Consider the following 16,616-nt stretch of genomic DNA (forward strand, 5'->3'; position numbering starts at 1 on the left):
AATGACTAACGATTATGCGGTTTTTGGTAACGCCATAGCGATTCCACGTGAACCGGGCGATTTCCGCCGCGGCGAGCGGCTCGTGGTGTTGATGGGCGGCGCAGCACTCGGCTTGCTGGCCGGTTTGACGGGCGCGCTGGCGCTCGGCCGCATCGGTGTGTGGCCAATCGCGCTCGGCGCGCCGTTGTTCTTGTTTGCACTCTATCTTTCCGTTGCCACCGTGCGCGATGCGCTCGAGCGACGGGCCTTCGGCTGCGCCGCCGCGGCGAGCATGGTGGTCGCGTCGATGCTGGCTTGGCCGGTGGCCGCGCTCTTCTTCCCGATGTCAGCGCTGATGTTCTGGACCGCGCCGCTTGCCGCGATGGGTTCACTGACGTTGTTGGCTTCCTGCTGGAGCGGCGCACAGAACACCGTGTACCGCGCTAGCGGCGAAGCCGCGATCGTGTGCGCTGCCGCCGGCTATCTCGGCATCACGCAGATCATGGGCTGAGGCCGACTGAGGCCAACGCCTCCGTCTGCCGCCGAGCCAATGTATCCGGCGAAAAGCCTTCAACGCTTTCGGCAAACATGTGTCCGAAGTTCAGTTCCGCGCGTAGGTGAAGGAATGCCGCGCCGAGCCCAATCGCGGCGCGGTCCATGAAGACGAACTCGCGCGGGATCAGCACGGGACCGAGCGTCTTGAGGCGCTTGCGCACCTCAAACGCCTCTCGCCGCCCATACTCAGCCGGCGGCACGTCGTCGGCGATGGTGCGGACACGATCGTCGAGCAGGGGGCCGTAGATAAAGCGCGCCCACATCGTCAGCGCCTCGATCAGCTCTGCATTGAGGTTCTTGAAGCCCCAGATCTCATAGGAGTACGCGATCTGACCCATGTCGCCGGCCCTGAGGCCACGCCACAGCCCGACAACACCTTCGAGAAAGCGCGGCGGGAAAATGCGCACGCAGCCGAAGTCGAGCAGTTGTAGCCGCTCGGCGTTTTCCGTCAGCGCGTAGTTACCCAAATGTGGATCGCCGTGGATGACGCCGTAATGCGTCATCGGTCCCCACCAGGCTTTGAACAAAAGCTCCGCGATCCGGTTGCGAAGCTCTTGCGGCTCTTCCAGCCAATGCATCAGCCCGCGGCCCTCAAGCCACGTCATCGTCAGAAGCCGTTTCGTTGAGAGCTCTTCCAACGGCTCGGGCACACCGATGCGCGGCTCATCCGCCAGCATGAGCGCGAACAACCGCATTTGCTTCAGCTCGCGCGCGTAATCGAGCTCTTCGCGGAGTCGCTCACCGACCTCGATCACCGCCTCCGATGAATCGATCGAGCCATCCATGCTCTTGAACAGACCAAGCAGCGTGCGGAGCTGACCAAGATCAGCCTCCACCGCGCTCGCCATGTCCGGGTACTGCAGCTTGCACGCAAGCGCGCGGCCATCGTGTGCTACGGCGCGATGCACTTGTCCCAGCGACGCCGCCGCCGCCGCTTCGCGCTCAAACGATCTGACCTTGGTTTCCCAATCTTGACCAAGCTCGGCACGCATGCGGCGCTGCACAAACGGCCAGCCCATCGCTGGCGCGTGCGCCTGCAAAGTACGAAATTCTTTCGCGTACGCTTCGGGCAACAAATCCGGGATCGTCGAAAGCAGTTGCGCCACTTTCATCAGCGGCCCTTTGGAGCGCCCCAACGCCTGCCGCAACGCCTTGGCCAGCGCCGCGGAATCGCCGCCCATCATCCGCGCGCCAACGGCGCCCGACATATTCGCGCCGACGCTCGCCACACGCCCGATCCGCGCGGTGATGCGGTTGCGCTCTGGATCCTTCGGATCGCTCATGCGGGAAGGGACGTGGTGAACACAGCGTTTAGATAGAGCGAAGATAGGCTTACGATAATCGCATTCTGCTGTGCCATTTTAACGCGACCTGAACTCCTGATCCGTATGGTCCGCCCATGACCAGCGTTTCCGTTAGAGAAACGCGGCCAAAGAATTGGTGGGTACCATGGGTAAGACGATCCTGATCGTCGATGACGATCCGGCGCAGCGCCGTCTGTTGCAGGCGGCTGTAGAGCGCAACGGTTTCCTGACACGCGCGGCTGAAAACGGCTCACAAGCCGTAGCTGCCGTCGATACGCACGCCGACATCGATGCGGTTCTGCTCGATCTCGTCATGCCGGGCATGAGCGGCCAAGAGGCCTTGAAGGAAATCCGCATGCGCCGCGGCGATCTGCCGTGCATCGTGCTGACGGCATCGGGCGGCATCGACACAGTTGTGCAAGCCATGCAGGCCGGCGCCTGCGACTTCTTCGTGAAGCCCGCATCGCCCGAGCGCATCCTCGTTTCGATCCGCAACGCGCTCGAAATGTCGAATTTGAAAACCGAAGTCGGCCGGATGAAGAAGAAGGCCGCTGGCCAGCTCTCGTTCGACGATATGGTTGCGAACGCGTCCGTGATGGGCCCTGTGGTTCGCATGGGTCGCCGTGCGGCTGCCTCCAACATCCCGGTGTTGATCACTGGTGAGTCTGGCGTCGGCAAGGAAGTTCTGGCCCGCTGTATTCAAGGCGCATCTGAGCGCGCTGGCCGCCCGTTCGTTACCGTGAACTGCGGCGCGATCCCGGAAAATCTGGTCGAGTCCATTCTGTTTGGCCACACCAAGGGCTCCTTCACGGGCGCGACTGACAATCACGCCGGCAAGTTCGTTGAAGCCAATGGCGGCACGCTGTTCCTGGACGAAGTCGGCGAATTGCCGATCGATATGCAGGTGAAGCTGCTGCGCGTGCTTCAAGAAGGCGAAGTCGATCCGGTCGGTTCGAAGCGCCCGGTGAAGGTCGATGTTCGCATCGTCAGCGCCACCAACAAGGATCTGGCCAAGCTGGTCGCCGACGGCCGCTTCCGCGAAGATCTCTATTACCGGTTGAACGTGTTCCCCATCGAAGCGCCGCCGCTGCGCGACCGCCGCGAAGACGTGCCGACGCTCGTCACCCGTTTTGTCGCCCGCTTCAACGCGGAAGAGGGCCGCAACGTGCGCGGCGCTTCGGAAGCGGCTATGCAGCTGCTGATGGACTTCGATTGGCCGGGCAACGTCCGCCAACTTGAGAACAGCGTCTTCCGAGCCGTCATCCTCTGCGAAGGCGACGTGCTGCAGCCGGAAGACTTCCCGCAAATCTCCGGCCTGAAGCCGCTGATGGCCGCAAATGACTCGCATCCCGCTGAAACGCCGGTCGCGGCCAACGATCACCACGTCATGCTGTCGCAAGCCGCGTTCGGCGCGGCGGTTGCGACTGCTGGCGACGTGACGCCGCAGCTGGTCGCGGTGTTCGACAGCGAAGGCCATCTGCGCCAACTCGAACAGATCGAACGCGATCTGATCGAACTCGCGATCGATCACTATGCCGGCCACATGTCGGAAGTCGCCCGTCGCCTCGGCATTGGCCGCTCGACGCTCTATCGCAAGCTCCGCGAATACGGCCTAGAAGAACGGGCAGTCGCGGAAGGCTAAAGGATCAAACGATGACGTTGCTGCTTGCTTGGGCCGGCATCAACGTCATCGCCTTTCTCGCGTTCGGTTGGGACAAGCGCCAGTCGATCCACCACGGCTCGCGTATCGCTGAGCGCACGCTCATCGCGCTCGCACTGCTCGGTGGCGCGCTCGGTGCGCTGACCGGCCAACAAGTCTTCCGCCACAAAACGCAGAAACAGCCATTCCGGCTGCTGCTTTGGTGCGCAGCGGTGATCAATATTTTGGCGGCGATCGTGCTGATCAGGTTCGATTGGATCGCCGCTTAGACGGCGAGGTCGTCCAGCATGGCCGCCATCGCGCGCGCTGCGCAGAACGTAGCAGCCAGCGCAACAACGATCATTGCGATCTGACTCTGGACAATATCGGCGACCGCCCGCGCTTGGATCGTGGCGCTATCTGCGCCGTGGCATTGATCGATGCAGATCGCTTCGGCGGCGGCTGGCATCTGCAGCCCCCAAAACGCCAGCGGACCTAGCACCAAGAACACCAGCGCCGCCTTGATCCAGGGGCGGTCCATACTGGGAGACTCTCTGAGGAGCAAGAACGCAAGTGCAGCAGCGACTGCAAACGCGAGCCCGCCGCCTAAGTTCGCAACAAAGAATGAGGCGGGGCGGTGGCTCTCGAAGCCGTAGATACCGATGACCGAAAACGCCAAATTGCAGGCGCAGGCCGTGACGAACACAGGTTTTGCGATGCTTGCCAGCATCCCCAAACTTTAGCACCGCGTGCGCGGCTTACTCCTCACGATTGCGCGATTGCCGCGTTCCGCTGGCATACACGCGCATTGGCGCGCGTGCTGAACGAATTGCCATGAACAAGGCGACACACGCGATGATCGCGATCGCGAACTGAGCTTGGTCGATATCGAGCAGAAGGGAGCGTCGGAACGCCGTCGCTTCCGCGCCGTAGCAGCCGCGCCCGATGCACGTGGTGTTTAACATGGCCGGCCAAACGAGCGTCCACCAAGCGAACGGACTGAGAAGCAGGAGCGCAACAGCGCTCTTCGCCTGAACCCGAGCCGGGCCGTGGCTCGCTTCCACAAGCGCGATCGCCAATGCAAGGGCGATTACCGAAGCGAGAGCGCCGCACACAAGGGCGATCGGATTGAGCCATTGAGTTAGGCTGGTGACAGGGGAGAAGTCCTGCGAAAAGTCGTAGCCGGCCGTTCCCGCAAACAGGGCGTTGCAGGTACAGGCCGCGACGCAGAAAGGAACGATCGTCCGACGATCAAACATCGAGGCCACCGTAACGCTCTTGGCGGCACATCACTCGTCACGATCCCGCGATGATGGCGGCGGGCGGTTCTTCCAGCCCAACGGCTTCTTCGTGGTCATCCCTTTGCGCTTCTTGCCGCGCGCCTTCGCGGCAATCTCTTTCAGCTTCACGGTTTGAAGCATCGAGAGCGCGTCTTCCTTGCGGCCCTTGCCCAAATCGTTGAACGCCGAACCGTACTTCTCCAGCCGCTTGTCGACCTCGGTGAGAAACTCGTTCTCCCACTGCGAATAGTCGACAACGCCTTCGCCCGGCTTCACTTCGCCGGTCTCGGGATCAATGGTCTCGGGCGCAGCGCTCTTGGCGGCCAGCTCGCGCACAATGCGCAGCGCCTTCCGGGTCTGCTTGGGATCGACGTCGCGCCCCATCGATCAATCTGTAACCAATGCAAACAGGCTCGTCATCCCGGCCGACCGAAGGGAGAGCCGGGACCCAGGGGATCGTAGAGCTGTTTGTCTGCCCCTGGGTCCCGGATCGCGCTCCGCGCGTCCGGGATGACGGAGGGGGTTAGCCGCTATATCTCGCCGAGGGCGTGCAGGTACAAGTCGCGCACGGTTTCCTGCTCTTCGCGCTCGGTGCGGTCCTGCTTGCGGTAGCGCACGACTTGGCGGAGCACCTTGCTGTCGAAGCCGGTGCCTTTGGCTTCGGCGTAAGTCTCCTTGATGTCGTCGGAGATCGATTTCTTCTCTTCTTCGAGCTTCTCAATCCGCGCGACGAGCTGGCGCAGTTTTTCCTGCGCGCTTTGCGTCAGCGATTGCGGGGCAACCGTATCCGTCCCACCAAAATCCGGCATGGTCCTCAACCTTCGTTTCGAGAATCGAATCGTTGATGAACGTTAGCCCTCGACGCGCGCCGCCGTCATCTCGTTGACACGCCGAATCGCCGCGAGAACGAGATCTGTCCTCAGCCGGTGCGGCATATGCCCCGTGTCCGGCGCAATCACGAGTTCCGCCGCCGGCAAATCGCTCGCCAAGGCGCGAGCGTGGCGCTTTGGCGAAACGATGCGATCCTTCTCGGCGGTGACGATGACCGCGGGTGTGTATAACTCGGCGTAGCGCGGCTGCTGCGCGCCGAACTCGGCACTGCTCGCGCATACGTCGTAGCCGTTGGCGCGAAACGCGTTTGGGCGGAAGAACAGCGGCACCGCGCCGTGTTCGAGATAATTCACCGGCACAGGCGCCGGCCAAAAATTATTGGCGACGCTCGCCGCACTGCGCGCCGGCGCGATCCACGGCACGAGCAATCCCGTGAACAACCCGCCCAGCACCGGCGTCGCCGAAAGCCGCGCCCACCACGCCGGCTTGCCAGGGTAGGGATGGCTTGCCGGTGCGATCAGCACGAGCCCCGACACGAGATGTGGAAAGTCGAGCGCAAGCCGAAGCGCAACGCTAGAACCGAGCGAGTGCGCGACAACAAGCGCAGCACCTTTGCCGGTTTGCTCCAACACATGCGCCGCGATCTTCGCCTGCGACGCCATCAAATGTGCGCCGCGCTTCGCACGTCCTGAATAACCCAAGCCCGGCCGATCGTACGCAATCACGCGATGCAGCGGCGAAAGCTCATCGGCCAGTGGCCCCCAAAGTTCGAGCAAATTGCTGCTCGCGCCATGGATCAGCAGAACGCGCGGCAAGCCTTCCAGCCCCGCTTCGCGCACGTGCACTCGGACGCCATCAGCATCGATAAACCGCCCCGTCGGCGGAAACTGCGCTTCAACGCGCCGGGTATAGGCGCGCGCGTTCGCGGCGAGCAGATAACCCGCCAGCGCGACCGCAGCTGCGATCGCAACAAGCCAAAGGATCATGCGTCGCGGCCGTCGACGCGGGGTTCGAGACGCCGCACGCCTTGCAGCGCGGTCTCGTAGTGCGGATGGATCGCCAGCGCCGCGCGAAACGCTTCAAGCGCCGCCCGCTGTTGGCCGAGTTCTTCGTAGATGAGACCCAAGCCAGCCAGCGCCCCAAAGTGGCGCGGCTCACGCTTCAGCGTTTCCTGGATCGCGGCGATGGCGCCGCGATAGTCCTCGGCCCGGTAGGCCAAGTTCGCGCGGCGGTTCCACGGCTCGGCATACTCCGGCGCCAGATCGCTGGCCTGATCCAAAAAGCGCCCAGCCAGTTCAGCGTCGCCGGCGGTCTCAGCCGCGGTCGCGCGCTCCAGCAGCACATTGACCGTCGGCGAGCCGCTGTCGGACCATTCCACCCAGATCGCCTGTTCGACCGGCGCTGCTACTGCCGCGTCAGGCGCTGCCCCAAGCTGCGCGAACAATTCGTCCAATTCGGGATTGGCGCGCATGGCGCGGTCGTTCGCCCCGCAAGCGGCGAGCGTTAAGGCAGCGGCGAGAGCTAGAACAAAGCGGCGCATTCGCGATTCAGTCGCGCTCATCTTACCTGATTTTCACGGTACCAGCGAGGGTGCTACGGCGCCTGTGGGCTCGAAATAGGGCCTAATTCAGCCCTGCTTGGCCTTATAACGCGGATCGGTTTTATTGATCACGTAGACCCGGCCCTTGCGGCGCACGACTCGGCAGTCCCGGTGACGGGCCTTGAGCGACTTGAGCGACGACTTGACTTTCATGGCCGAGATTTCCGGGGCGAAATGGAAGCGGGGTGGATAGAGGCCCGCATCCTGCAAGTCAACAAGGCCCGCAGACCAACGTGGGGACGTTGCCGACGGCCCCCGACGCAAACTAGAGGCGTTAGGGGCTATGATGAAGGGGTACCAGATGGCGCGGGGATTGGTTTTGGCGGCGGCGATCTCGCTGGCGATCGCCTGCGGGCCGACCTCCGTGGTGGCCCAGTCCCGCCAGCCGCCAAGCTTTCAATCCTCCGGGAACCAGGCTTTTGACGAATGGCGCGACGATTTCGCCCGCCGGGCCGTCGAGCGGGGCCGGGATCCGGCCGTCCTGGCGCGCCTCCTTTCCGGGATCACCCCGGACGAGCGGGTGATCGAACTCGACCAGCGTCAGCCCGAATTCGTTTCTCCCGTCTGGGACTACGTGAACAATCGCGTGACCACACGCCGCATCGATGATGGCCGGGCGCTCCAGTCGGAAATCGGCGGCACGCTCCGCGATGTCGAGCAACGCTATGGCGTGCCCACTGGCATCATTCTCGGCATTTGGGGGTTGGAGTCGAACTACGGCGAAGCCGCTCTGAACTACGACGCCGCCGCAGCGCTTGCGACGCTGGCCTACGAAGGCCGCCGTCGGCAGCAGTTTGAGAACTATTTGATCGCGCTCGCCGAGATGGTCGAGCGCGGTTTGGCCGATCAGCAACAACTTCGCTCGTCATGGGCTGGCGCGCTTGGCCAGCCGCAATTCATGCCGGACGTCTATCTCACCACCGCCGTCGATTGGGACAATGACGGCCATCGCGACATCTGGACCAATCGCGGCGACACCGCAGCGTCGATCGGAAATTACCTGCAAGACCGCGGATGGCGCCGCGACGAGCCGGTGTTCGATGAAGTGCGCCTGCCGTCCAACTTCAACTACGCGCTCGCCGACAGCACGCTGCGCAGCGTCGCCGATTGGAGCGAACGCGGCGTCATGCGCGTCAGTGGCGGCGCCTGGCCCGGCAGCGAGCGCAATCTTCAAGCGCAACTCTTCCTGCCCGCCGGCGCTGAAGGACCGGCGCTGTTGCTGCACCACAATTTCGGAGTGATCCGCCGCTACAATAATTCCGACCGCTACGCGTTGGTCGTGGCGCTGCTCGCCCGAACGTTCGATGGCGGCAGCGGTTCGCTCGCTGCGAGCTGGCCGACGCACGCCGGTTCGCTCAACCGCGAACAAACTCTGGAATTGCAAACCTTGCTGAACGGCCTCGGCTACGACGCCGGTTCGCCAGATGGCCTGTTCGGCACCAAGACGCGCGGCGCTGTCCGCCAATTCCAAGGCGACCAGAGCTTGGCCGCCGACGGATTCCCCACTGCCGCCTTGCTGGATCAGATCCGCGTCCGCGCTGGAGTCACGCCAGAACCAGCGCGCGAACCGCGCGGCCTGCAGCGCGCCGGCATTCGCGAACTGCAGCGCCTGCTCAATCGTCTCGGCTACAGCGCCGGCCGCGCTGACGGCGTCATTGGCGGCCGCACCCGCGACGCAATCCGCGATTTCGAACGCGCCCGCGGTATGGAAGTGCGGGGCCGGGCGACAGACGTTGTGCTCGAAGCGGCGCGCGCTGCCGCAGGCTAGGGATTTGTAGGATCGGTCGGCTGCGGCCCGTCCACGACGACGTTGCGCAGCCGGCGGCTCATGAGCGCAAACACCGTCATCCCGATGAGTATGCCCACGGCGATCAGCAGCGGCACGTTCATGCCGAAGCGTTCGTAAGCGACGCCCCCGATCAGCGGCGAAAACACAAAGCCCGCGCCGTTGGTCGCCACCACCAACCCTGCCGCCGCGCCTTGCTCATGCGACTTCACCGCAACCGAAGCGCCGCCGGTAAAGCCCGGTCGCGCCAAACCGGCGCCCAGGCCTTGCACCGCTTGTGCAACCAAAAGCGCGCCCAAGCTCGGCGCTACGATTTGAATCCCGACGCCAAGCGCCAGCAATCCCGCGCCCCATGCCATCAGCGAACGCGGTCCCATCTGCAGTCGCGGCAACACCGCAAGCTGCGTCGCCAGGAGCGCCAGCGCATTGACCATGAAGCCTGCCGCCGTCAGCTCCGCGCCGCGGCTGCCTTCGACGCCGAGCCGGTCCATCGTGAACAGCCCAAACACTTGCACCGTCACGCCCGCGACCACCGACAGTGCAAAGCCGTAGAGCAAATAGGCCGAAAGCCGCCTGTCGTTCATGAGCGCAAGCGATGCGCGCCATTCGCCGCGCGGCCGCTCGACCTTCGGCGGCGTGTTCTCTGGCAGATAACGCCAAATTGAAAACGCCGCGCCCGCCGCGAGCAAAGCGATCAGCCATATCGGAAACACCAAGCCAACCCACGCCGCTAGCGCCGCGCAGATCGCCGGTCCGAACGCTTGGCCCAGAGCGAACGCAGAGGTCAGTCCCGCCAATTGCTCCGTGCGCTCGAACACCGTTGTGCGGTCGGCGATGTAAGCCTGCGCCGCGGGGCTCGAAGCCGAACCGAACGCGCCGAAGATCGAGCGCGCGAGCATCAACGCAACGAATAGCCCCATACCCACGAGGACGTTGTTCAGCCCCAACAGCACCACGGCGCCAAACGACGCCATCGACACCGCGTAAGCAGCAAGACCAAGCGCGGCGACCGGCTTGCGCCCGATGCGATCGGATAGGCGGCCCCAATAGGGGCTGGCAAACACCCACAGCAGCGCCGAGAGCGAGAAGATCCAGCCGACGCTGGAATCCGCCAGGTTGAGCTGACGCACCAAGGGCGGCGCGACCGCCAGCAGCATCGAATTGCCGGCGCCGATCACCAGCAGGCAGACGAACAGCAACCGGAATTGCCTGTTGCGCCCAATCGGTGCGTTCGCGGCCGCTTCGGCGTGCGGCAGGGGAGGTTGTGAATCCGGCATTAGGAATTGCGCTTGGGCTTACGCCCGCACCGAGCCCGCTCCAAGCGGTTGACGAGAAGGAAACTGGAAGTTTCTCGGTAACCGCAACGGCGCGTTAAGCGCGCTCGGGCATAAGCCGAAGGTTCAGCGGCTCTCACGGTAAACGCGCGTTATCCATGTTTCCCATTATCGGTCTCGTAGTTGTGTTCGGCATGGTGTTCGGCGGCTTTATGCTCGCCGGCGGCCACTTCGAAGTGCTGATCGAAGCCGCGCCGATGGAGTTCATGATGATCGGCGGCGCGGCCTTGGGCGCGCTCATCATTTCCAACGACATGCACGGCCTCAAGAGCGTCGGCGGCGGCGTCAGCAAGGTCATGGCCGGTCCCAAATGGGGCAAGAAGGATTATTCCGATCTGCTCGCGCTGCTCTTCCAGCTCACCAAGCTGATGAAGACCAAGGGTATCGTCGCGCTTGAAGCGCACATCGAAAAACCCAGCGAGAGCGCGATCTTTCAAAAGTACCCCAAGCTCTGCAAAGACCACTTCGTGGTCGATTTCATCTGCGACACGCTGCGCATGATGACCATGAACCTCGACGACCCGCACCAGGTCGAGGACGCGATGGAAAAGCAGATCGAGAAACATCACCACGAAAGCTTGCACCCCGCGCATGCGCTGCAAGGCATGGCGGACGGTCTGCCGGCGCTTGGCATCGTCGCGGCCGTGCTCGGCATTGTGAAGACGATGGGCGCGATCAACGAGCCGCCGGAAATCTTGGGCCTCATGATCGGCAAGGCGCTGGTCGGAACGTTCTTGGGCGTGTTTCTCGCCTACGGCATCGTCGGCCCGATCGCGTCGCGCCTTAATAGCGTGATCGAGCACGATGCTCAGTTCTACAAAATCATTCGTGATGTGCTTGTTGCGCACTTGCACGGCAACGCGGCGCAAGTTTCAGTAGAGATCGGTCGCGGCTCCGTGCCGTCGACGATGCAACCGAGCTTCGCACAGCTCGAAGAGTCGCTGGCGGCAGCGGTCGAGGCTTGATGCCCTGACTCTGCGCTATGCAGATATGCATAGCCTTGTCCGCGCGTGCCGCTTGCCATCATGATTAATCCTTGGCATTGAGTCCGCTTCCGCGTTGGGGGCAGACCCCGGCGTTGAGACGAGGGGTAGAACCTATGACGAAGTTCAAATTGGGCATGGCCGCTGCTGCCGCTGCCGTTCTCGCCTTCGGCGTCGCGGCCTGTGGCCAAACGACGACCGTGGAAGAGCCGGCTGCTGTTGAAGAAGCTGCTCCGGAAGCTGCTCCGGCTGAAGCTCCGGCCGATCCGGCCGCTGCTCCGGCTGATCCGGCTGCTGCGCCGGCTGAAGGCGCCGCTCCGGCCACTCCGTAATTTATTACGGACGGACGTAGTACTAGCGATGGGCCGCCCGAAAGGGCGGCCCATTTGCGTTAGTCTGCAGCCATGACGCGCCTACCGCCATCGCCGGAGCTGGCCTGGTCCGAAGAGGGCGTGCCGACGGCCGCAGCGTTCAACGACGTTTACTTTTCGAAGGCTGGCGGCCTCGCCGAAGCTGAAGCGGTGTTCCTGGCTGGCTGCGGCCTGCCAGACGCCTGGAAATGCAAGGATCGTTTCGCCATCGCCGAACTCGGATTCGGCACTGGTTTGAACGTCTTGGCGGCCTGGCGCGCCTGGAAAAAGACGCGACTACCTCATGCGATTTTGCATATCTCGACCATCGAGGCATTCCCCTTAGCAAGGGAGGATGCGGCCAGGTCGTTGGCGCATTTTCCTGAGGTCGCGGCCCTAGCCACGGCACTGCTCGAGCGGTGGCCCGTCCGCGCCTACGCGCCGCAGCGGCTCTGGTTTCCCGAGGACGGCTTTGCGCTCACCGTCTTCACCGGCGAAGCCGAAACGATCCTGGCCGGCCTCCACGGCCGCTTCGATGCCTGGTTCCTCGACGGCTTCGCTCCCGCTCGCAATCAAGCGATGTGGAGCGAAGCAATCGTCCGCCACGTTGGCCGCCTCTCAAACCCAGGCGCGCGTCTGGCAACCTTCACCGTCGCCGGCGCCGTCCGACGTCGCCTCGAATCGGCAGGCTTCGCTGTGGAGAAGAAACCCGGCTTCGGCGCCAAGCGCGAAAGGTTGGAAGCCACGCTCAAACCAACCCTCTCCCTTGCGGAGAGGGTGGCCGCGCAGCGGCCGGGCCTTCGCCACGCCGAAGCGGCTTCGGCCGCGCAGGCGGGTGAGGGGCGTTCAGACGAGCAGGCGCCAGATCGAGTCCAGGCGTCGCTCTACCCCTACGCCCCAGCCAATCCCGCCCGCGTCGCCATCCTCGGCGCGGGCATCGCCGGCGCGGCCTGCGCCGAAGCGCTGACCCGTCGCGGCGTCGAAGCCATCGTCCTCGACGCGGCCCCCACGCTCGGCGACGGCGCCAGTGGCAACCCCGCTGGCCTCGTCATGCCGCGCCTTGATCGCGGCGGCGGTCCGCTCGCCGAACTCTTCCTGGCGGCGTACTTGAGCGCGATCGCTGCTTACGAACGCCTCGGCGTCTTCACCCCATGCGGCGTCGAACAACGCGCCGACGCCGAAGGCGCGCTCGCCGATCTCCTCAACGATCCGTCCCTGCCTAGCGACTGGTTCGCGCCGCACGCCAATGGCGCGCTCCACCCCCGCGCCGGCCTCGTCGACCCGCAAGCTGCGATCGCCGCAATGCTGCGCGGCGCTGAGCTTCAGCTGGAAGCGCCAGTCACGACGATCGAGCGTTCCGGTGACGCTTGGATCCTCCGCGCGCCAGATGGCCGCGCTTTGCTCAAAGCCGACGCCGTCATCCTGGCCTGCGGCCCCGCGCTCAAACAATTCGCGCCAGCGAGCTTCCTGCCCATCACGCTCTCGCGTGGCCAGATCGAGTGGGGCGAGGGGACGGGCCCGCCGCACGCCATCACCGACGGCGCCTACGTCGCGCCGTTCAACAGAGGGATCCTTTTCGGCGCCACTTTCGATCGCGCCGAAGATCCGACGGCGCCCGAACCGAGCACGAAGTCGCGCGCGCGAAATCTGGAAGCGCTGTCGCACCTCGCGCCGGCCATCGCGGCCAGCGTTCACGCTGCCACGCTGCGCTCGCGCGCTGCATTGCGCGCAACCACGCCAGATCGCGCGCCGATCGTTGGCCTTCTGCCAGATGCCGAAGCCTGGCTCGTGCAATACGCGGACCTCGCGCACGGCCGCGCGATAACCACAACCGCGCCGCCACCCGCACATCGCGGCGTTTACGTTATCGGCGGTTTGGGCGCGCGCGGCTTAACGCTAGCGCCGTTGCTTGCAGAACGCCTCGCCTCGGAAATTTGCAACGAACCCATGCCCTTATCGCAGGCGGCGCTCGATGCCGTTCATCCGGCGCGCTTCCTGCATAGGTCGCTCAAACGGCGTTAAATTCGCGTTTGGGTTACCGGTCATGGCTTTCGATGGCGTTTCTCGCGCTCACGGCGTGAGCTTCCTCAATCTCAATTTCAGCGCGCTGACGCTCGACACTGCTGTCGATGCGGTGGCCGCGCGCGCCAGCATTCCGAACGCCGCGTTCGCCTATGTCGCGACACCAAACGTGGATCACGTCGTCGGCCTCTCCAATGAACCCGGCCGTCGTCCGCTTTATGAATCCGCATGGTTGCTGCTCAATGACAGCCGCATCCTGCGCAAACTCGGCGTCCACGCCGGCATCGATCTCCCGGTCGCCACCGGCGCCGATCTGGCCGAGCGCCTATTCGACGACGTCATCGATCGCCGCGAGCCGATTACGATTATTGGCGGCGACGAAGCTTCCATCGCCGAACTAAAGCGCCGCTATTATTTCACCGACGTCCGCTGGTACCGCGCCCCGATGGGCCTGAAGCAAAAGCCAGAGGCCATCGTCCGCGCCGCCGCCTTCGCAGCCGCCCAACCGTCGCGGTTTACCTTCATCTGCGTCGGCGCCCCGCAACAAGAAATGATCGCCTACGCCATCGCTCAACGCGGCGACGCGCGCGGGGTAGGGCTCTGCGTCGGCGCGGCGCTCGATTTCCTCTCCGGCCAAACGCAGCGCGCGCCCGCCTGGATGCGCAGCGCGGGGCTCGAATGGCTGCATCGTTTGCTGAGCGAACCGCAGCGCCTCTGGAAGCGCTATTTGGTCGACGGCCCCAAAGTGTTCTCGCTGTTCGCCGCGTGGCGCGCGTCGATCGCTTCGGCCAACTGACGCTGCCGCGCTTCGTCGAGCGGATAATTCTGCAACGACCACATCGACAGCAAACACAACACAATCGGCACGCCGATGAACAGCGCGGCGAGCGTATTGAGCGCGGCCGTTGAGTTCACCGAGCCGTCCACCGCACTAAAGCCCACAAGGCCCAAGATCGCGTACGTGATCGGCCCCGCCGCGATGCCGAGCTTCGACGTCGTCAGCAGCAATCCGAAATAAAGCCCCGAGCGCCGCGCGCCGCAGGCAAGTTCGTCTTCGTCAACGACATCGGCCATCAGCGCCCGCGTCAACAGAACGCCGCCGCCTTGCGCCAACCCGGCAACGGCCATGTAGGGCCCGACGACGGCGAAATTCCCAGGCGGCAGGATCAGAAGCGGAAGCGTCGTCACTGCCGTGTAGATCAGCGCGCCCTGCAACGCGCGATCCTTGCCGAACTTGCGCGCCGCGATCCACCAAATTGGCACGCCGAGAAGTCCAGCCATAAAATATATTGCTAAGAGCGATTGAGACTCGCGTTCGAAGCCCAGCACCATCTGGAAATAGAATAGGAACAACCCGCCCGAGACGCCCTGCGCTACACCAAGCAACAAATCCGGCAGCAGCACGCGCTGTGCCGTCTTGTTCTGCAGCAACACGCGCAGCGATTGCTCAAGCGAAAGATGCGGCTGCGGCGGGCGCCGCTCTTCGCGCACCATGAGCGCCAGCAACGTCGTCGCGGGAAGCAAGAACAGCAACGTCCAACCCATTGCATGCACGGCGTTGGTGTTACTGCCGTCCGCGCTCTGCTGCGCCACGACGCCGGCGATCACCAGCATCAGCACTTGGCCAACCATGCTCGCGGTTTGCACCATGCCGAGCACATGCGTGCGCCCGTGATAAGTCGGGATGAGTTCGCCGGCCCAACTCAGGTGCGCGATGATCATCGCCGCGCCAACAAAGTAGAGCAGAAAGATCGTGACCCCGCCGACAGGCACGCTCGCGCCGGGCGGCAGCCCAAGAAACACCCACCAGATCATTGCCATGAGCGGCACGCACATTAACGCGAGCCAAAAGCGGCGGCGTCCGAATGAGGATTCGGTACGGTCCTGCAGGCCGCCCATCCATGGATCGATCAGCAGATCGAACACGCGCGCGCCGAGAAAGATCGCCGACACCGCGGCCAGCGGAATGCCCAAGTGCGACGCGAAGTAAGGCGGCAGAAAAATGATCGTCGGCAGCGAGAGCGCCAGCAGCGGCGCGGCCGGCGCGGCGAACGCCCCGATCTCCCAGTTCGATCGCTTCTTGGCTTCAGCCACGCGTCCTCCCGCGCCCACCGCGCGGAGGCGTCTTCGCGCCACTCTCTACGAGCGGCGCGCGGCGATCAAGGATGCAGCGCCCTCGTAAACTGAGGCATCAGGTTTGCGTTTGACGCAACGATAGCGCCCGACTTCATGAAGTCGCCGCCATCGAGTTCCGCAACCGTGCCGCCAGCTTCGCGCACCAGCACGGCGCCCGCCGCGATGTCCCACACGTTGAGCCCGCGTTCCCAATAGCCGTCGACGCGCCCCGCCGCGACGTAAGCGAGATCAAGCGCCGCCGCGCCCCAGCGCCGAATGCCGGCGCTCCTGCCGATGACGCTTTCGATTTCCTTCAGCGACGTCTCGTGCCCCGGCTTGCCGTGAAATGGTGTGCCCGTGGCAAACAGCGCATCGCGCATGTCGGCGCGCGCCGCGACGCGTAAACGCTTGTCGTTCAGATACGCGCCCTGACCCTTCTCAGCCCAGAACAACTCGTCGCGCACCACATTGTAGACCACGCCAGCAATCAGCACGCCTTCGCGCTCGAGTCCGATCGAGATCGCGAAGTGCGGAAGGCCGTGCAGAAAATTCGTCGTGCCATCGAGCGGATCGACCAGCCAGCGATTGGTTTTGTCGGTGCCTTCAACGGCGCCGCGCTCCTCCATCACGAAGCCATAGCCCGGCCGCGCCTTGGAGAGTTCTTCGAACAGCGTCTTCTCGGCTTTCAGATCCGCCGACGACACGAAATCGCTCGGCCCTTTGCGCGAGACCTGCAGGTTCTCGACCTCGCCGAAATCGCGCGCCAAAGCACGCCCCGCTTTGCGCGCGGCGGCGATCATCACGTTGAGGAGAGGGGAGGTCTGCGCCATGAGAGGCG

General features: G+C 64.1%; 19 protein-coding genes. 8 read left to right on the top strand and 11 right to left on the bottom strand.

Going from position 1 to position 16,616, the window contains the following annotated elements:
* Position 1 precedes the first annotated feature (1 nt).
* Positions 2–490, top strand: a complete 489-nt coding sequence (locus DSM104635_RS04725) for a hypothetical protein (RefSeq protein ID WP_158765097.1) — start codon at positions 2–4, stop codon at positions 488–490.
* Here DSM104635_RS04725 and DSM104635_RS04730 read toward each other — a convergent pair.
* Positions 480–1,817 (bottom strand): ABC1 kinase family protein, encoded by a 1,338-nt coding sequence (locus DSM104635_RS04730; RefSeq protein ID WP_158765098.1) that lies wholly within the window; start codon positions 1,815–1,817, stop codon positions 480–482. The genes DSM104635_RS04725 and DSM104635_RS04730 overlap by 11 nt on opposite strands.
* Positions 1,818–1,983: 166 nt before the next feature.
* Here DSM104635_RS04730 and DSM104635_RS04735 point away from each other — a divergent pair, with 166 nt between their 5' ends.
* Positions 1,984–3,480 carry a sigma-54-dependent transcriptional regulator gene (locus DSM104635_RS04735; protein ID WP_158765099.1) on the top strand — a complete coding sequence of 499 codons (1,497 nt, stop codon included), beginning with the start codon at positions 1,984–1,986 and terminating at the stop codon, positions 3,478–3,480.
* 11 nt (positions 3,481–3,491) lie between these two features.
* Entirely contained in the window at positions 3,492–3,767 is a 276-nt protein-coding gene (locus DSM104635_RS04740; RefSeq protein ID WP_158765100.1) for a DUF1294 domain-containing protein, read from the top strand.
* Here the strand turns inward: DSM104635_RS04740 and DSM104635_RS04745 are convergent.
* The 7 genes from DSM104635_RS04745 to ykgO form a co-directional block, all read right to left on the bottom strand.
* Complete coding sequence (locus DSM104635_RS04745) at positions 3,764–4,207, bottom strand: hypothetical protein (protein WP_158765101.1); 444 nt, start codon at positions 4,205–4,207, stop codon at positions 3,764–3,766. The genes DSM104635_RS04740 and DSM104635_RS04745 overlap by 4 nt on opposite strands.
* A gap of 28 nt (positions 4,208–4,235) precedes the next feature.
* Complete coding sequence (locus DSM104635_RS04750; protein WP_158765102.1) at positions 4,236–4,736, bottom strand: hypothetical protein; 501 nt, start codon at positions 4,734–4,736, stop codon at positions 4,236–4,238.
* Between the two features lie 30 nt (positions 4,737–4,766).
* Entirely contained in the window at positions 4,767–5,141 is a 375-nt protein-coding gene (locus DSM104635_RS04755; protein ID WP_158765103.1) for a hypothetical protein, read from the bottom strand.
* 146 nt (positions 5,142–5,287) lie between these two features.
* Entirely contained in the window at positions 5,288–5,566 is a 279-nt protein-coding gene (locus DSM104635_RS04760) for a DUF2312 domain-containing protein (RefSeq protein ID WP_158765104.1), read from the bottom strand.
* Between the two features lie 42 nt (positions 5,567–5,608).
* Positions 5,609–6,574: an alpha/beta fold hydrolase gene (locus tag DSM104635_RS04765; protein ID WP_158765105.1), complete on the bottom strand. Its 966-nt coding sequence runs from the start codon at positions 6,572–6,574 to the stop codon at positions 5,609–5,611.
* Complete coding sequence (locus tag DSM104635_RS04770) at positions 6,571–7,128, bottom strand: tetratricopeptide repeat protein (RefSeq protein WP_158765106.1); 558 nt, start codon at positions 7,126–7,128, stop codon at positions 6,571–6,573. The genes DSM104635_RS04765 and DSM104635_RS04770 overlap by 4 nt, the downstream gene beginning before the upstream one ends.
* 87 nt (positions 7,129–7,215) lie before the next feature.
* Positions 7,216–7,341, bottom strand: coding sequence for a type B 50S ribosomal protein L36 (ykgO, locus tag DSM104635_RS04775; protein ID WP_158765107.1), 126 nt, complete (start codon positions 7,339–7,341; stop codon positions 7,216–7,218).
* 148 nt (positions 7,342–7,489) lie between these two features.
* Here ykgO and DSM104635_RS04780 point away from each other — a divergent pair, with 148 nt between their 5' ends.
* The gene (locus tag DSM104635_RS04780; protein ID WP_158765108.1) at positions 7,490–8,956 is read left to right on the top strand and encodes a lytic murein transglycosylase; all 1,467 of its coding nucleotides are present in this window, start codon (positions 7,490–7,492) and stop codon (positions 8,954–8,956) included.
* On the opposite strand, the gene DSM104635_RS04785 is transcribed toward DSM104635_RS04780, so the two are convergent.
* Complete coding sequence (locus DSM104635_RS04785) at positions 8,953–10,251, bottom strand: MFS transporter (protein ID WP_158765109.1); 1,299 nt, start codon at positions 10,249–10,251, stop codon at positions 8,953–8,955. The genes DSM104635_RS04780 and DSM104635_RS04785 overlap by 4 nt on opposite strands.
* A gap of 155 nt (positions 10,252–10,406) precedes the next feature.
* On the opposite strand from DSM104635_RS04785, the gene motA reads away from it, so the two are divergent.
* From motA to DSM104635_RS04805, 4 genes are all read left to right on the top strand, one after another.
* Positions 10,407–11,273 carry a flagellar motor stator protein MotA gene (gene motA, locus DSM104635_RS04790; RefSeq protein WP_158765110.1) on the top strand — a complete coding sequence of 289 codons (867 nt, stop codon included), beginning with the start codon at positions 10,407–10,409 and terminating at the stop codon, positions 11,271–11,273.
* Positions 11,274–11,407: 134 nt separating this feature from the next.
* Positions 11,408–11,623 carry a hypothetical protein gene (locus DSM104635_RS04795; protein WP_158765111.1) on the top strand — a complete coding sequence of 72 codons (216 nt, stop codon included), beginning with the start codon at positions 11,408–11,410 and terminating at the stop codon, positions 11,621–11,623.
* 72 nt (positions 11,624–11,695) lie between these two features.
* The gene (gene mnmC1, locus DSM104635_RS04800) at positions 11,696–13,663 is read left to right on the top strand and encodes an FAD-dependent 5-carboxymethylaminomethyl-2-thiouridine(34) oxidoreductase MnmC1 (RefSeq protein WP_158765112.1); all 1,968 of its coding nucleotides are present in this window, start codon (positions 11,696–11,698) and stop codon (positions 13,661–13,663) included.
* A 22-nt stretch (positions 13,664–13,685) separates the two neighbouring features.
* The gene (locus DSM104635_RS04805) at positions 13,686–14,459 is read left to right on the top strand and encodes a WecB/TagA/CpsF family glycosyltransferase (RefSeq protein ID WP_158765113.1); all 774 of its coding nucleotides are present in this window, start codon (positions 13,686–13,688) and stop codon (positions 14,457–14,459) included.
* On the opposite strand, the gene DSM104635_RS04810 is transcribed toward DSM104635_RS04805, so the two are convergent.
* Positions 14,387–15,757 (bottom strand): MFS transporter, encoded by a 1,371-nt coding sequence (locus DSM104635_RS04810; protein WP_158765114.1) that lies wholly within the window; start codon positions 15,755–15,757, stop codon positions 14,387–14,389. The genes DSM104635_RS04805 and DSM104635_RS04810 overlap by 73 nt on opposite strands.
* A gap of 65 nt (positions 15,758–15,822) precedes the next feature.
* Positions 15,823–16,608: an inositol monophosphatase family protein gene (locus DSM104635_RS04815; protein WP_158765115.1), complete on the bottom strand. Its 786-nt coding sequence runs from the start codon at positions 16,606–16,608 to the stop codon at positions 15,823–15,825.
* Between the last annotated feature and the right edge of the window lie 8 nt (positions 16,609–16,616).

Origin of the sequence: Terricaulis silvestris (assembly GCF_009792355.1) — a bacterium.
Lineage (GTDB): Bacteria > Pseudomonadota > Alphaproteobacteria > Caulobacterales > Aquidulcibacteraceae > Vitreimonas > Vitreimonas silvestris.

Bases quoted from the DNA above. Each gene is read 5' to 3' on its own strand.
- DSM104635_RS04760 (WP_158765104.1), bottom strand. From the start codon at position 5,566: ATGCCGGATTTTGGTGGGACGGATACGGTTGCCCCGCAATCGCTGACG.
- DSM104635_RS04725 (WP_158765097.1), top strand. From the start codon at position 2: ATGACTAACGATTATGCGGTTTTTGGTAACGCCATAGCGATTCCACGT.
- ykgO (WP_158765107.1), bottom strand. From the start codon at position 7,341: ATGAAAGTCAAGTCGTCGCTCAAGTCGCTCAAGGCCCGTCACCGGGAC.
- DSM104635_RS04735 (WP_158765099.1), top strand. From the start codon at position 1,984: ATGGGTAAGACGATCCTGATCGTCGATGACGATCCGGCGCAGCGCCGT.
- DSM104635_RS04750 (WP_158765102.1), bottom strand. From the start codon at position 4,736: ATGTTTGATCGTCGGACGATCGTTCCTTTCTGCGTCGCGGCCTGTACC.
- mnmC1 (WP_158765112.1), top strand. From the start codon at position 11,696: ATGACGCGCCTACCGCCATCGCCGGAGCTGGCCTGGTCCGAAGAGGGC.
- DSM104635_RS04815 (WP_158765115.1), bottom strand. From the start codon at position 16,608: ATGGCGCAGACCTCCCCTCTCCTCAACGTGATGATCGCCGCCGCGCGC.
- DSM104635_RS04755 (WP_158765103.1), bottom strand. From the start codon at position 5,141: ATGGGGCGCGACGTCGATCCCAAGCAGACCCGGAAGGCGCTGCGCATT.
- DSM104635_RS04785 (WP_158765109.1), bottom strand. From the start codon at position 10,251: ATGCCGGATTCACAACCTCCCCTGCCGCACGCCGAAGCGGCCGCGAAC.
- DSM104635_RS04740 (WP_158765100.1), top strand. From the start codon at position 3,492: ATGACGTTGCTGCTTGCTTGGGCCGGCATCAACGTCATCGCCTTTCTC.
- DSM104635_RS04780 (WP_158765108.1), top strand. From the start codon at position 7,490: ATGGCGCGGGGATTGGTTTTGGCGGCGGCGATCTCGCTGGCGATCGCC.
- DSM104635_RS04730 (WP_158765098.1), bottom strand. From the start codon at position 1,817: ATGAGCGATCCGAAGGATCCAGAGCGCAACCGCATCACCGCGCGGATC.
- DSM104635_RS04765 (WP_158765105.1), bottom strand. From the start codon at position 6,574: ATGATCCTTTGGCTTGTTGCGATCGCAGCTGCGGTCGCGCTGGCGGGT.
- DSM104635_RS04770 (WP_158765106.1), bottom strand. From the start codon at position 7,128: ATGCGCCGCTTTGTTCTAGCTCTCGCCGCTGCCTTAACGCTCGCCGCT.
- motA (WP_158765110.1), top strand. From the start codon at position 10,407: ATGTTTCCCATTATCGGTCTCGTAGTTGTGTTCGGCATGGTGTTCGGC.
- DSM104635_RS04795 (WP_158765111.1), top strand. From the start codon at position 11,408: ATGACGAAGTTCAAATTGGGCATGGCCGCTGCTGCCGCTGCCGTTCTC.
- DSM104635_RS04745 (WP_158765101.1), bottom strand. From the start codon at position 4,207: ATGCTGGCAAGCATCGCAAAACCTGTGTTCGTCACGGCCTGCGCCTGC.
- DSM104635_RS04805 (WP_158765113.1), top strand. From the start codon at position 13,686: ATGGCTTTCGATGGCGTTTCTCGCGCTCACGGCGTGAGCTTCCTCAAT.